Source organism: Ruegeria lacuscaerulensis (genome assembly GCF_013034685.1).
In the GTDB taxonomy this organism is placed as follows: domain Bacteria; phylum Pseudomonadota; class Alphaproteobacteria; order Rhodobacterales; family Rhodobacteraceae; genus Ruegeria; species Ruegeria lacuscaerulensis_B.
This window is the reverse complement of sequence record NZ_WQGO01000003.1, coordinates 89,616-103,367: the sequence shown is the minus strand read 5'-3', so window position 1 is coordinate 103,367 and position 13,752 is coordinate 89,616. Positions and strand designations below refer to the sequence as shown.

At 58.1% G+C, this 13,752-nt stretch carries 19 protein-coding genes; 10 read left to right on the top strand and 9 right to left on the bottom strand.

Annotated features, from left to right (window positions below; all coding sequences use genetic code 11):
* Positions 1–106: 106 nt before the first annotated feature.
* Genes GOV80_RS08165 through GOV80_RS08150 form a run of 4 tightly spaced genes read left to right on the top strand, consistent with a single transcriptional unit; the run spans position 107 to position 4,666 of the window.
* Positions 107–766, top strand: coding sequence for an ABC transporter ATP-binding protein (locus GOV80_RS08165; protein WP_170783898.1), 660 nt, complete (start codon positions 107–109; stop codon positions 764–766).
* On the top strand, positions 744–2,315 hold the full coding sequence (locus tag GOV80_RS08160) for a KpsE/RkpR family capsule polysaccharide export protein (RefSeq protein ID WP_170783895.1): 1,572 nt from the start codon (positions 744–746) through the stop codon (positions 2,313–2,315). The genes GOV80_RS08165 and GOV80_RS08160 overlap by 23 nt, the downstream gene beginning before the upstream one ends.
* 5 nt (positions 2,316–2,320) lie before the next feature.
* Complete coding sequence (gene kdsA, locus GOV80_RS08155; protein WP_170783893.1) at positions 2,321–3,154, top strand: 3-deoxy-8-phosphooctulonate synthase; 834 nt, start codon at positions 2,321–2,323, stop codon at positions 3,152–3,154.
* Between the two features lie 15 nt (positions 3,155–3,169).
* Positions 3,170–4,666, top strand: coding sequence for a phosphomannomutase/phosphoglucomutase (locus GOV80_RS08150; RefSeq protein WP_170783891.1), 1,497 nt, complete (start codon positions 3,170–3,172; stop codon positions 4,664–4,666).
* A gap of 42 nt (positions 4,667–4,708) precedes the next feature.
* On the opposite strand, the gene GOV80_RS08145 is transcribed toward GOV80_RS08150, so the two are convergent.
* A complete protein-coding gene (locus tag GOV80_RS08145) occupies positions 4,709–6,667 on the bottom strand; it encodes an AsmA family protein (protein ID WP_170783889.1) in 1,959 nt (652 codons plus the stop codon).
* A gap of 95 nt (positions 6,668–6,762) precedes the next feature.
* On the opposite strand from GOV80_RS08145, the gene rimO reads away from it, so the two are divergent.
* Together rimO and GOV80_RS08135 are read left to right on the top strand one after the other, a co-directional pair.
* Entirely contained in the window at positions 6,763–8,151 is a 1,389-nt protein-coding gene (gene rimO / locus GOV80_RS08140; protein WP_170783887.1) for a 30S ribosomal protein S12 methylthiotransferase RimO, read from the top strand.
* Between the two features lie 109 nt (positions 8,152–8,260).
* Complete coding sequence (locus GOV80_RS08135; RefSeq protein WP_170783885.1) at positions 8,261–8,665, top strand: hypothetical protein; 405 nt, start codon at positions 8,261–8,263, stop codon at positions 8,663–8,665.
* A gap of 9 nt (positions 8,666–8,674) precedes the next feature.
* On the opposite strand, the gene GOV80_RS08130 is transcribed toward GOV80_RS08135, so the two are convergent.
* Entirely contained in the window at positions 8,675–9,031 is a 357-nt protein-coding gene (locus GOV80_RS08130; protein WP_170769068.1) for a diacylglycerol kinase, read from the bottom strand.
* A 126-nt stretch (positions 9,032–9,157) separates the two neighbouring features.
* Complete coding sequence (locus GOV80_RS08125; protein ID WP_170769067.1) at positions 9,158–9,346, bottom strand: hypothetical protein; 189 nt, start codon at positions 9,344–9,346, stop codon at positions 9,158–9,160.
* 198 nt (positions 9,347–9,544) lie between these two features.
* Between GOV80_RS08125 and GOV80_RS08120 the strand changes: the two genes are divergently transcribed.
* Positions 9,545–9,787 carry a CDGSH iron-sulfur domain-containing protein gene (locus GOV80_RS08120; RefSeq protein ID WP_170783883.1) on the top strand — a complete coding sequence of 81 codons (243 nt, stop codon included), beginning with the start codon at positions 9,545–9,547 and terminating at the stop codon, positions 9,785–9,787.
* Here GOV80_RS08120 and GOV80_RS08115 read toward each other — a convergent pair.
* From GOV80_RS08115 to GOV80_RS08100, 5 genes are all read right to left on the bottom strand, one after another.
* Positions 9,784–10,041, bottom strand: coding sequence for a DUF6455 family protein (locus GOV80_RS08115; protein ID WP_170783881.1), 258 nt, complete (start codon positions 10,039–10,041; stop codon positions 9,784–9,786). The two genes, GOV80_RS08120 and GOV80_RS08115, sit on opposite strands and share 4 nt — an antisense overlap.
* Before the next feature lie 2 nt (positions 10,042–10,043).
* Positions 10,044–10,313: a DUF6455 family protein gene (locus GOV80_RS22365; RefSeq protein ID WP_269149751.1), complete on the bottom strand. Its 270-nt coding sequence runs from the start codon at positions 10,311–10,313 to the stop codon at positions 10,044–10,046.
* Complete coding sequence (locus GOV80_RS08110; RefSeq protein ID WP_170769064.1) at positions 10,313–10,576, bottom strand: DUF6455 family protein; 264 nt, start codon at positions 10,574–10,576, stop codon at positions 10,313–10,315. Before GOV80_RS08110 ends, GOV80_RS22365 begins: the two co-directional genes overlap by 1 nt.
* Positions 10,577–10,644: 68 nt before the next feature.
* The gene (locus GOV80_RS08105; protein WP_170783879.1) at positions 10,645–11,013 is read right to left on the bottom strand and encodes a YigZ family protein; all 369 of its coding nucleotides are present in this window, start codon (positions 11,011–11,013) and stop codon (positions 10,645–10,647) included.
* The gene (locus tag GOV80_RS08100) at positions 11,010–11,717 is read right to left on the bottom strand and encodes a M48 family metallopeptidase (RefSeq protein ID WP_170783877.1); all 708 of its coding nucleotides are present in this window, start codon (positions 11,715–11,717) and stop codon (positions 11,010–11,012) included. Before GOV80_RS08100 ends, GOV80_RS08105 begins: the two co-directional genes overlap by 4 nt.
* 122 nt (positions 11,718–11,839) lie before the next feature.
* On the opposite strand from GOV80_RS08100, the gene GOV80_RS08095 reads away from it, so the two are divergent.
* Entirely contained in the window at positions 11,840–12,079 is a 240-nt protein-coding gene (locus tag GOV80_RS08095; RefSeq protein ID WP_170769820.1) for a hypothetical protein, read from the top strand.
* Here the strand turns inward: GOV80_RS08095 and GOV80_RS08090 are convergent.
* A complete protein-coding gene (locus GOV80_RS08090; RefSeq protein WP_170783875.1) occupies positions 12,076–12,351 on the bottom strand; it encodes a DUF167 domain-containing protein in 276 nt (91 codons plus the stop codon). The two genes, GOV80_RS08095 and GOV80_RS08090, sit on opposite strands and share 4 nt — an antisense overlap.
* A gap of 136 nt (positions 12,352–12,487) precedes the next feature.
* Here GOV80_RS08090 and GOV80_RS08085 point away from each other — a divergent pair, with 136 nt between their 5' ends.
* Positions 12,488–13,066: a nitroreductase family protein gene (locus tag GOV80_RS08085; protein ID WP_170783873.1), complete on the top strand. Its 579-nt coding sequence runs from the start codon at positions 12,488–12,490 to the stop codon at positions 13,064–13,066.
* Entirely contained in the window at positions 13,063–13,752 is a 690-nt protein-coding gene (locus GOV80_RS08080) for an EI24 domain-containing protein (RefSeq protein WP_170783871.1), read from the top strand. Before GOV80_RS08085 ends, GOV80_RS08080 begins: the two co-directional genes overlap by 4 nt.

Genomic DNA, 13,752 nt, shown 5'->3' with positions numbered 1-13,752 from the left:
TGATCCTGCCCTGCAAAATTGGACATAATATGGCCAACATGGCCAGTCACGAGTTATGGATCACGGCACGCAAACGCCGCGCCGGAAATGAGCACACAGGCCCGAAATGCTTGAGTTCGAGAATGTCAGTAAGTCCTTTTGGACCGGGACGCGCCGCAAGGTGATCCTGGATCGTGTCTCGTTCCGGGTCGAGCTTGGCACCTCGATCGGCATCCTCGCCCCGAACGGCACCGGCAAGACGACGTTAATCAACATGATGGCGGGGTTGGAGAAACCGGATGAAGGCGTCATCCGCAAATCGTGCCGGGTGTCCTTTCCAATGGGTTTCACAGGTGGTGTCGCCAACAAACTGTCGGCGCTGGAAAACGCGCGCTATATCGCCAAGATCTATGGTATGGACCCCGACTATGTCGAAGCCTATTGCAAGTGGCTATGTGGTCTGGGCGAGTATTTCGATCAACCGATGGCCACCTATTCCTCGGGGATGCGGGGGCGGTTTACTTTTGCGCTGATGCTGGCGCTGGACTTCGACATGTACCTGATTGACGAGGGCATGCCCGCCACGACGGATGTCGAATTTAACAGAAAAGCAGGGGATATCCTGCAAGAAAGGCTTCGGACGACGACATTGGTGATCGTGTCGCACAACCCGACCGTGTTAGAAAAATTTGCACAGAAGGCCGCTGTCCTTGTCGATGGGCAACTGCATGTGTTCGACTCCTTGGAAGAGGCAAAGCAACTGTATGACTACCAAACCCAAGGCTAGAATCTACAACTGGCGGCGCAAACGTCAGGGCCCGGCAGATGCCGAGGCCCGCGCCGACGCGATCTCACGCATTCGCAAAGCGACGCGACCACCCGAGGCGGCCAATGATGCACAGACCTCTGAGTTGGAAAAGATCAAGGCTGAGGGGCTAACCGGTCGGCAGCTTCGCATTGCGCGAAAGCTGGCGCAGAAAAACGGGATCGAGGCGGACTCGGATTATGACGCTGTGCGCTTGTTGCGCAAAAAGGGTATCGACCCATTCGAACGCAGCAGCCTGCTGGACCTTGCCGCCGAGAAAAAGCGTGTCGAAGATGAAACCAAAGACAAGGTGACGATCCAACTGCCTCAGCCCATTCTGCAAGCGCCCGAAACTCTGCCCGGCCCCGAGATGAGCCCCGCGGAAAGGCGCAACTATGAGATCGGGCAAATTCAGAAGGACATCGCGCGCCGCCGCAGACGCAAACTGTTTGCTCTGTTTGCGCGTTTGGCAGTGTTTGTATTGCTGCCGACGCTTGTGGTCGGGACTTATTTCTATCGCTTTGCAACGCCGATGTATGCCAGCGATTCGGCCTTCTCTATACTTCAAGCGGATGGCGGCGGAGCCTCATTCGGAGGTTTCTTGGCGGGCACCCAATACGCAACCGCGCAGGATTCGGTTGCCACGCAGGAATTTCTGGAATCCAAGGACGCTCTGCTACGGCTTGAGCGCGACATGGGGTTTTCCGAGATATTCAAACAGGACTGGATTGATCCGATCCAGCGTCTGTCGCCCGACGCAAGTCTGGAAGAGACCCACAAGCTGTACATGCGGATGATCACCATCGGCTATGACCCCAGCGACGGCATCATCCGCATGGAGGTCGCCGCGCCCACACCTGATATCGCAGTCGCGATCTCGGACAAGTTGCTGTCCTATGCCGAAGACACCATCAACGGACTGTCCGAACTGAAACGCGAAGACCAGATGCGCGACGCCGTGGCCAGTTTCGAACTGGCGCAGGAGGCACGCAACAAAGCGCAGGAAGCCCTGATCGAAGCGCAACTGCAAGGCGCTCTGCTGGACCCGGAAAACGTGCTTGCCGGCCTACGCGGCCGAATAAACACACTTGAGGCGCAATTGCAGGATAAAGAACTGCAACTGGCTTCGCTTTTAGACAATCTGCGGCCCAATCAGGCCAAAGTGGACGGTGTACGCGCCGAAATTGCGCGCTTCGAAGAAGTGCTGGAGGAGCTGAACGCCGAGATGTTGGATGTCTCGGCTGGCGAAAACTCGCTGGTGCGTCTGACCTTGCGAATCCAGACTGCGCAGGCTGATCTGGCCGCACGTGACATGATGCTGCAAGCAGCCATGCAGCAAATGGAAACCACCCGGACCGAGGCCAACCGCAAGGTGCGGTATCTGACCGTCTCAGTGAACCCGGTTCCCAGCCAGGATCCGACCTATCCGAGGAAATTCGAAAATACGATTTTGGCATTCCTGTTGTTTGCTGGTATCTACCTGTTGATCTCGCTTACCGCGTCGGTCCTTCGTGAACAGGTATCCTCGTAAGACACATGAAACATGTAAAAATCTCCGATCTCACGGTCGGCAATGATCTGCCTCTGACAATCATTGCCGGTCCCTGTCAGCTTGAAAGCGCCGATCATGCCCAGATGATCGCCGGCAAAATGAAAGAGGCCTGCGATGCGGCCGGAGCACAGTACGTTTTCAAGGCGTCATATGACAAAGCCAACCGTACTTCCTTGTCTGGTGTCCGTGGCCTGGGTATTGACGCTGGATTGAAAGTTCTGGGCGATATTCGCAACTCGATGGGTATTCCTGTTCTGACTGATGTTCATACCGAATCCCAATGTGCCTTAGCGGCCGAGGCCGTAGACGTCTTACAGATTCCCGCCTTTCTCTGCCGCCAGACGGATATGTTGCTGGCTGCTGGTGAAACCGGGAAAGCCGTTAACGTCAAGAAAGGTCAGTTTCTTGCGCCTTGGGAAATGGGCAACATCGTTGACAAGATCGAAAGCACGGGAAACACGAATATCCTCTTGACGGAACGCGGCACATCTTTTGGATACAACACACTGGTTGCTGATATGCGCGGCCTGCCGCAAATGGCGAAAACGGGCTACCCGGTCGTGATGGACGCAACGCATTCGGTACAGCAACCAGGTGGCAAAGGTGGGTCCTCTGGCGGTCAGCGGGAGTTTGCGCCGGTCATGGCGCGTGCGGCAGTGTCATTGGGTGTCGGAGCTGTGTTCATTGAAACCCATCAGGACCCTGACAATGCGCCATCTGACGGCCCCAATATGATCTATCTTGACCAGATGCCGCAACTTATTGACACTTTGATGCGCTTTGATGCGCTGGCCAAGGCAAACCCCATTCAGATTTAACGATTGAGATTTTCTATGACCAAACCAATCCCCGAGGTGACCCCGAACACCTGGAGCTTTCTGCGCGATGCCATGATCAAACCCACGGGTTTCCGTGAATATGACGCCAGATGGAAATACCCCGAGGAAATCAACCTGCCCGGCATGACCGCGCTGGGTTTGGGGCTTGGGACGCAGATGCGCAGGCGCGGGATTGCACCGGTGATCGCGGTGGGCAACGACTACCGCGACTATTCGCTGGCCATCAAGAACGCGCTGATCCTGGGGCTTATGCAGGCCGGCATTCAGGTCAAGGATATCGGCCCCGCGCTCAGCCCCATGGCCTATTTCGCGCAATTTCATCTGGACGTGCCTGCAGTGGCGATGGTCACAGCCAGCCACAACCCCAATGGCTGGACCGGGGTCAAGATGGGGTTCGAGCGTCCTCTGACCCACGGCCCTGATGAGATGTCCGAGTTGCGCGACATCGTCCTGAATGGCGAGGGTCAGCCGCATGAGGGTGGTTCGTATGAGTTCGTGGATGGTGTAAAAGAGGCTTATATCGACGATCTGGTCGGCGATTTCAAAATGTCCCGCCCGCTGAAAGTGGTCTGCGCCACCGGGAACGGCACCGCCTCGGCCTTTGCGCCCGAGATTTTTGAACGAATGGGGGTCGAGGTTGTGCCCAGCCACAACCGGCTGGACTACACGTTCCCCAACTACAACCCGAACCCCGAAGCGATGGAGATGCTGCACGACATGTCCGACAGCGTGAAATCCAGCGGTGCCGATCTGGCGCTGGGGTTTGACGGCGACGGCGACCGGTGTGGTGTTGTCGATGATGAAGGTGAAGAGATTTTCGCCGACAAGGTCGGTGTGATCATGGCCCGCGATCTGGCCAAGCTGTACCCGAACGCGACCTTTGTGGCTGATGTGAAATCAACCGGTCTGTTCGCAAGTGATCCGCAGTTGCAGGCCCGTGGGGTCAAGGCAGATTACTGGAAAACCGGACACAGCCACATGAAGCGCCGGGTCAAGGAAATCAATGCGCTGGCCGGGTTCGAGAAGTCGGGCCACTACTTTCTGGCTGAACCGATCGGGCGTGGCTATGACTGCGGCATGCGCGTGGCGGTTGAGATCTGCAAACTGATGGACCGCAACCCCGATCAGAGCATGTCTGATCTGCGCAAGGCCCTGCCCAAGACTTGGTCGACTCCCACCATGTCGCCCTATGCGGCAGATACCGAGAAATATGACATCCTCGCCCGTCTGGTCGACAAGCTGGTGGCCAAATCCGAGGCGGGTGATTCCTTCGCCGGGCGCGCGATCAAAGAGGTCGTCACCGTCAATGGCGCTCGGGTCATTCTGGACAATGGCAGCTGGGGTCTGGTGCGGGCATCCTCGAACACGCCCAATCTGGTTGTGGTCTGCGAAAGTAGCGAAAGCGAGGATGAGATGAGAGCGATATTTGCCGATATCGACGCTGTCATCCGTACAGAACCCGGCGTGGGCGACTACGACCAGACAATCTAGGGCCTTTGGGGCGCGTGTTGCGCCCCGCCTGCGCCCCGCCGCTCAATCCGCACCCAGCAGTTTCAGCAGCCCTTTCGTGGCCTCTTCCTGCAACTTGTTCTTCACCGCATCCTCGATGCTTTCGGTGTCTGTCACTGCAGTCCCAAGCTCGTTGCTCACCTTGTCCAGCACCTGTTGTTTGGCGTCTTCCTCAAGCTCTTTGATTTTCCCTTCAGCAGCCGCTTCGATCACTTTGCTGAGGTCGGGTTTGATCGACGGGTTGCTCCACGGTCCGACAATGCGAACCGGCACCGACAGGCCCTGACCAGAATTTGCCCGCAACGCTGTGGGGGTGAACAGATAGTCGATATTGCGCTCGCCCAAGCCGACGCGACCGGCGCCATCGGCACGGAAATTATCCAGTGACATCAGCAGGTCATCATTCCTGAGAACACCCTGATCAATGGTGAAACTAGCGGCAAGACTGTTGAACACAGTAGTGCCGCCTGACCTTTCGCCCCGCCCCATCAGGCGGTCCAGGTCGAACCCGTTGATCACCCCCTGCCCCACATCCACGCGACCCTTGCCGCTGAGTGAACGCATGATCTGATCCTCGCTTTGCCCAACGCCCAGAAACTCGAACGAACCGGTGCCCGTGCCGGACAATCGGTCAATATCGGCCAGCGTCATCAGGGCCTGTTGGATGTCGATCCCGTCTGCCTTCATGTTGCCACCGACAGACAGCCCGTTGCGGTTATTCGCGACGACCTGACCGGTCAACTGACCCGAGAACAAGGTGGCCGGGTTCATCTGCAACACCGCGCGTGACCGGTCCAGATTCAAGGTCAGATCGCTGGGACCGACGGTCAGGTCGGGCACTGCTATCGAATTCGCCTTCAGCCGGATTTGCCCATTCGCCAAAGCCAGCGCCGAGGCGTCAATCGGTGTGGTCGACCAGCCATCGGATTGGCTTGGCGCAGCGCCGCCACCACCGCCCGAGCCTCCATTAGACTCGTTGAATCGGGACAGATCCAAATCGCCCGCGTCAAACCGCGCGGTGATCTGTGGTGGGTCCGAGATCACGATATCCGCCTCGCCGGTCAGGCGGTTGTCGTCCAGTTGCGCCACCAATTCACGCACCGACAGACGCCCGTCTTGCGTATAGGTCATACGACCGGCCAGTTCCGCGCGGCGACCCAGCCCCAAAGGCACGGCTGTACCAGGCTGTCCGAAAGCGGCCAGCAATGTCTCGGTATTTTGGGTTTTAAGGTGCAGGTCGCCGTCCATCTCTCCGGCAAGATTCACGCGACCGTCAAAGTCGACCTCACCCCCGGGCGCGCGCAGCAACAGATCCAACTGGGTGGCCGCGCCAGTTGCATAAGCGGGCAGATCGGGGATTTTCATATCCACCTCAACCGCGCCCCCCGGCACCGCCATTTTCGCCTCTAGCAACAGCGGTGCAGTGACCTCGGGCCAGCTTGCCGACAGGTCGACTTGCGAGAAATCGAACGTCACCGCCCCGTTTTCCAGATAGAGCAGACGCGCATTTGTTAATTCCAACCTATCCAGCGTTACGACACCCGGTTGCCCCTGCGGGGCGGCAGAGGTGCCAGATCCCGAGGACGCCGCCGCAGGAGCTGACGCGCCAAACTCCCAATTGCCGCGCCCGTCAGACAGTTCCAACCGCAGCGTCGGGTTTTCCGCAATCACCCGCCGGATACGCAAATCCCCTGACATCAACGCCGCCGCATCCACACCAACGGCCAGATGATCCGCGCTGAGCATCGGCTCGGACCCGGCCCAAGGGGCATTGCTAAACGTCACAGGCCCGGTCTCCATCCCTAGCACTGGCCAGAATGACAGTTTCACATCTCCTGTCAGGGTCAGATCCCGGCCCGTTTCGGCCTTGACCTGCTCGGCCAGGATACGCGCCAGCTTGTCGCCGGGCATCATCAGCAAGGCCCCGATAACCAGCCCGATCACGGCCACGATGAGAAAGAGAATGCGCACCAGCCACTTCATTTTACCGCTCTTTGCTTTTTGTTATGCGTTGAAATTATCATTCAAAGCCCAGCGGCCATTTGCAAGGGGAAGCGTTCCCCACTATATGCCGCGCCATGACCACGAACCCGCCGAACCTCCGCCCCGACCTGGCGCCTGCCGCCCGGATCACCGACACGCCCCGTCCGAACCAGCCCACCATTGGTATGGTGTCTTTGGGCTGCCCCAAGGCTTTGGTGGATAGTGAGCGTATTCTGACGCGCCTGCGGGCCGAAGGATACGGGATTTCGCCCGATTATTCAGGCGCAGATGCCGTGATCGTGAACACCTGCGGGTTTCTGGATAGCGCCAAGGCCGAGTCGCTGGACGCGATTGGTGAGGCACTAGTGGAAAACGGCAAGGTCATTGTCACCGGCTGTCTGGGTGCCGAACCGGATTACATCCGCGAGCATCACCCCCGCATCATGGCCGTCACCGGGCCGCATCAATACGAACAAGTGCTGGACGCCGTACATCAAGCCGTTCCACCCGATCCCGACCCGTTTGTAGACCTGCTGCCGGCCGCCAGCGTGCAACTGACCCCGCGCCACTACAGCTATCTGAAAATATCCGAGGGCTGTAACCACAAGTGCAAGTTCTGCATCATCCCTGACATGCGCGGCAAACTGGCCAGCCGCCCCGCCCACGCCGTGCTGCGTGAGGCCGAAAAGCTGGTCGACAATGGCGTGCGTGAGCTGCTGGTGATTTCTCAGGACACCTCTGCCTATGGGCTGGATCGCAAATATGACGTGAACCCGTGGAAAGATCGCGAGGTCCGCAGCCACATCACCGATCTGGCGCGCGAGTTGGGTCAGTTCGATGCGTGGGTGCGCCTGCACTACGTCTACCCCTACCCGCATGTGCGCGAGTTGATTCCGCTGATGGCCGATGCGGGCTGCAACGTGCTGCCCTATCTGGATATTCCGTTCCAGCACGCCCACCCAGACGTTTTGAAACGCATGGCTCGCCCGGCGGCGGCTGCCAAAACGCTGGACGAGATCGCCGCATGGCGCGCGACCTGCCCCGATATCACCCTGCGCTCGACCTTTATTGTCGGCTATCCCGGCGAGACCGAGTCCGAGTTCCAGACCCTGCTGGATTGGATGGACGAGGCTCAATTGGATCGCGTTGGCTGTTTTCAGTACGAAAACGTGGACGGGGCGCGCTCGAACGACCTGCCCGATCATGTCCCGTCCGAAGTCAAACAGGACCGCTGGGAACGGTTCATGGAAAAAGCGCAGGCGATATCCGAGGCGAAGCTGGCCGCAAAGGTCGGACAAAGGCTAGACGTGATCGTGGATGAGGTCGATGACGAGGCTGCCATCTGCCGCACCAAGGCCGACGCCCCCGAAATTGACGGCAACCTGTTCGTCGACGAAGGGTTCGAAGACCTCAAACCCGGCGACATCGTCTCGGTCGAGGTGGACGAGGCTGGGGAATATGACCTGTGGGGCACGCTGCGCTGAGGCAATGTAACCACCGATAGGGCAAGCGTGAGCCAAGTTTATTGGCGATCCCCCGCATCAGGCCCCAGATTTAGACAGAACCCAAACACGTCCAAAAAGGAGGGTTACCATGTCTAAATTGCGTCCTTTCGCAACGAAATGCGCCGTCGCGCTCCTGGCGGTACAACTATTTGCAGCGCCTGCTTTTGCAGAAGTGCGCTCAAGCAGCACGGCTCAGTTCACGCTGGTCGGAGGGAAATCCTTTGGCATCCACTATCGCGGCAAACATCGTGTCCACAAACACTTCGTTGCGCCCAAAGTGTATAAGAAAAAGGTCCACAAGCCGGTCGCGAAAGCCAAGGTGCATCATGCCAAGCCGGTCAAAAAGCACCACCGGTCGAAGTTCAAACACAGCAAGAAACGTTACCATCGGTACTATGTGCCGAAGAAACACGCGTTCCGGCATCAAAGATCTTATCGAGGAGTCCGGTATCACAGATCTCACCGCGGGTACGGGCGGTATCGAATCAAGTAATGACGACCGTCAGAGCATAGCCACAAGACCCGCCATCCATGCCACCGCAGCGGCAATGGCCGTCAGCGCTACCGCTGCGCTGGCGGCGTCTTTGGCTTGGCCGGCCAAAGTGTTGTGGTCTGTAGATGTGTGATCCACGGCCCGTTCTATCGCCGTGTTGAATAGTTCGGCGACCAGAACCAAAATTCCCATGATGACAATCAACGCGCGCATACCGCCGCTGAGGGGTAGTCCAATTGCCAGCCCCACCGAGATCAGGTTGGCCCATCCCCATACGCGAAACGAGTACTCATCGCGCCACGTCGCGGCCAGCCCTTGCCAGCTCCAGACTGTGCGATGTTTTAGACGGATTAGAAAGTTTTTCATGTGTTCCCTGCACAGCGCTCTCGCAGACAAAAACCCAAACCGGCAATTACAGGCAAGAAAAAACCGCCCAGTGGGCGGCATCTATCTGAAAGCAGGCGGCCCGCGCGCGAGCCGCCTGAAGGTTTGTTATTGCGCGACCGGGTTACAGACAGTCTGGCCTGCCTCAGTCGTGGCCAATGCGGTTCCGGCCGGACAGCTCGGCGTACCAAACTTGTCATATTCGGGTGTAATATAAACCGGAGCTGGTTCTTCCTGCTGAGAACAGGCTGCAACGACCAAAGCAAACGCACCAACGGCGGCAAATCTAAGTTTCATGTCCGTCATTCCTTCTAATAATTTTCTGATTTTGCCCAGAAATTCGGGGCCAGTCTCAAAATACGACTTCGCTGGCATTTTTGCAACAAATCTGATCACGTGAATGTGAAAACGGCAAATCCATGCTGCCATGGCAGAACGGAAATCGGACGCTAAACTGTCTGACCAGCAGACATCAGCAAACTCCGGAGAAGCCACGTGTCAGACGCACCGATCATTTCTCAGAAAGCCCCCTATCCCGTCGAAGTGACCGAAGGGAAAAACTATTTCTGGTGCGCCTGTGGTAAATCCTCGCGTCAGCCTTTTTGTGACGGTTCACATAAGGGAACGGGGATTGAACCGGTCAAATACACCGCAGAGGCAGACAAGAAAGTGTTCTTTTGCGGATGCAAACACAGCGCCAACCCGCCGCTATGTGACGGCTCGCACTCCAGAATTTAGGGTTTCAGCGCGTTCAAAGCCTGCGCGTTCACGCAAAACTCAGGCGCTTTGTCCGCCTTGGCCTGCTGTTCGGCCAACCAAATCGCACATGTCTGGCTGCAATCGGCAGCGCGACATTTCGTGACCATTTCCGCGTAGCGTTCGGCGCTAAGACGCCCTTCGGTCATCGCCTCGGTCAGGGACAGATTCATGCAGCGCGCGACGGACCGCGTCAGCCAGAAGTGTTTTTCGACGTCCCCAAGAATATCTTTCATTCTCAACCCTCTCGAGTTTTCCCGGACCTAAGCGTGGCAAATCTGGCCCGATTCGGGCAGGTTCGAGGTGCCTGGGTCGCGCCCTTGTTTTGATCCAACCAATCGGGGCAGCATCTGGCCCAAGCGCATCCCTGACAGGCCCGTACCATGCTGGCCCAGTCCTCCTGGCTCAAGCGGCCCTGCCGATGCGCTGAAACCACGTCCGCGCCTGTTGCCTGCCCCATACGCAGGACAAGCCGTAGGTGCGTCATGACAGCCCCAAGCGTTTGCATCACCGCCCCTTACGTGGCTTGATCTGGGCGAACAGGCCTTTGTTGCGGCAATATTCCGGCGTGTCCTGCGATACCGCCACTTGCGCCAGCAGCGCTTCGCAATGTCCGGGATTGGCGCATCCTGTGCAGCGCAGAACCGCTTCGGATATCTCATCGATCGAGACATCACCCCGAAGCGCTGCGTCTTCCAGGTCGATGCCTACTCGCGTTGCCATCTGATCGACGAGGCCCGCGTGATGTTTCAGGGTCTCTCTGTTGGACATATGGCACCCTTTCCCTGATGCGTTTCGATCAGGTTAGCGGATGCGGCGGCGCAGGCCCTTGATACAGGTCAAGCCCCGGTGTCGATCTGATCCAGATAGGTTCGCGTTGCGTCCTGCACCCGCCGAAAGCGGTCCCCGCCCAGCTTTTTGCCCCCATACCAGCGGGTGACTATCACGACGTGGTTCTGCACGTCGGCCCGTTCCATCATCCGCAGGATCACCATCCCCGCGCCACTTTCCCCATCATCCGCCTTGAGCGCCCCAGTGGGCAGTACCGCCGCCCATGTATTATGTGTGGCCTTGGCATATGATTTATCCGCCTTAAGCGCATGCAGCACAGCGTCGACCTCGGTCCGCGATGACACGGGCGCACCGGATACTGCGTATTTCGAGCCCCGATCCGTCAGGATCACCCCCAGCTTTTTCACTGCGGTCATTGCGTCAACCCAAGCCCGCGGGCGGTCTGCTTCACCACCTCGACCCGTTTGGCGTTGGGGGGATGGGTGCTGAGGAAACTGTCTTCGGGATCTGGCAGGCGGTCGAAATATTTCGCACCGATCAAAGGGTTATACCCGGCGCGAAAGGTTATGATCGTTCCAAGCTCATCAGCTTCAAGTTCAAAGTCACGCACATAGACCTGCGTCCCCACCCGCGCGCCCAGTTTCTGCGCCTCTTCCACGGCGGCCCCTTCGGCACCGGCCAATCGCGCCAGATCGCCGAAAATCTCGGCACTTTCGCGTGCATTCACCGATTGGCGCGGAATATGACGCAGGATGTGATGGGAGGCTTCGTGCCCCATCACAAAGGCCAACTCATCCGCGTTCTGAGCGGATTCGATCATCGCGCGGGTAAAAATGATCACCGGCTGGTCGTTTTTATCCAGTGTTTGAAATGCGTTGGCAGGGGCTTTCGGGTCCAGATCGACCAATGTGGTAAAGTCGCAATTCTTGACACTGGCACGTCGCAAACATTCGACCCTGGCCTGTTCGCCGACCCTTTGGCTGATCTGCTGAAAAGTGGCGGCTTCGACCCTGAAATCCCCCTCGCCCTGTATCCAGTCCTCGGCAGGTTGAACCCGCAGCGCATCGGCGTCGCAGGCGGCCAGAAACACGGGAAACAACAGGTACATCAAACGGTGCATGGATCATCCTTTAAAACGGTCACGCCGTTTGGCTGACCATAGCGCAGACCCCTTGGGACTGCCACCGGTTGAATGCGATAGTACGGGTTGCCAAGCGGAACATCGCCCTGCACTCTGCCATCATGTTTTCGATTGAGCATGAATTCGACTCGACGGTCATTACGCTGGTGGACGAAGGCGAAAAGCCTTTGCAAGAGGATGTGGTGATCAACAATTTCGCAGAATGCGTGACGCTAGAGCAGTTTGATCCTCGAACCGATCAGGTCCAGAAAATCACGCTGTCGCCGGAACAGGTCCGCGATCTGGCTGCTGCGCTGGATTTGCCCGAGGGGGTGTACCAAATCCACGAAACACCGGATTAAGGATCGTAGACAAAGACCTTGTCCCGCGCCGTATGTCCGCGCTTCAGGCTCAGCGATGACGTGGCCACCCCCATGGCCGCAGCGAGGATGCGGCGCACAGCCTCGTTCGCCTTGCCGTCTTCGGGCGCAGTGGTCACATGGATGCGCATTACACCGCCATCCCGCGTGATCCGGTCCGAGGCTGCCTTTGGCGTCACCTTCACCGCAATCTCGGCCCTCGCATGGGTCAGATCGCTCAGATCCGGCAGATTGCATAGTTTAAGTTTGGCCATCTCATCCTCCGATCCCAAAACACTGTTGCACGGCTGGCCCTGGGATGGAATTGATCCACCAAGCCCAGCCCTTTGCACTTGAAACCCGCCAGAGGCTCAACCAGATACAGAAAGCCCATGTAAAGGAAGTTAACATATGTCCTTGAAGAACCCGGCCGCACTTGAGTTTCTGCTGTCCCGCCGGTCCCGCCCTGCAAAAACCCTGGTCGCTCCCGCGCCGACGCGGGATGAACTAGCCCCCCTACTGACCGCTGCCGCCCGCAGCCCCGATCACGGCAAGCTCGAGCCCTGGCGATTCATCGTTCTGGAAAGCGGCGCGATGCCCCGTTTGTCAGCGCTGACGCAGGAATGCGGTGAACGGCTGGGTAAATCGCCTGAAGAGATCGCCAAAGCATGCAACCAGTTCGACATGGGTCATCTGGCCGTAGCTGTGGTCGAGGTTCAAAAACCGTCCGAAAAAGTCCCCGCGATTGAACAGACCTACTCCGCCGGTGCCGTGTGTCTGGCGTTGCTGAACGCGGCATTGGCGGCGGGTTGGGGTGCGAACTGGCTGTCGGGTTGGCAGTCACATGACGCCGAGTTTTGCCGCACCGCCTTTGGACTGCAAGACAATGAACGGATCGCTGGTCTGATCCACATTGCCACCGAGTCCGCGGCCCCGCCAGAACGTCCCCGCCCGGACGTGGCCGCACTGACCGAATGGGTTCCTGAATGATCATCCTCAACGCATTTTTCGCGGCAATCGGACAGATCGGAGATCCCAAATTCCGTTCGGTTCTGTTCCGGGGCGTGGGCCTGACAATCGTGTTGCTGATCGCAGCCTGCGCAGGCGCGATCTGGTTGATCAACTGGCTGTCCAGCGGCGAAATCACACTGCCCTTCGTCGGAGCCGTTCCGTGGCTGAACGACGTGTTGAATTATTCCGGTATTTTTGCGGTGGTGATTCTGCCGGTCTTCCTGATGATGCCGGTCGCCTCGGCCATCATCTCTCTGTTTCTGGAAGAGGTCGCTCAGGCGGTCGAGGACAAACACTATCCCACCCTGCCAAAGGTGCCCGGAATTGCCATCAGTGACGGGTTGCGCGATGCGCTCAGCTTTATGGGGGTGTTGATCGTCGCCAACTTGCTGGCACTGATCCTCTATGTAATCTTCACGCCGCTGGCCCCGTTCATCTTTTGGGGCATGAACGGGTTTCTACTGGGTCGGGAATATTTCACTTTGGTCGCGATGCGGCGGATCGGGCGCGAAGGCGCGCGCAAGCTACGGGGCAAACATATGGTCACGATCTGGCTGGCGGGCACTTTGATGGCCATTCCTCTGACCGTGCCGCTGGTGAATCTTGTCATCCCGATTGTCGGAGTGGCCACGTTCACCCATATCTACCACAGGCTGTCCGTCTGA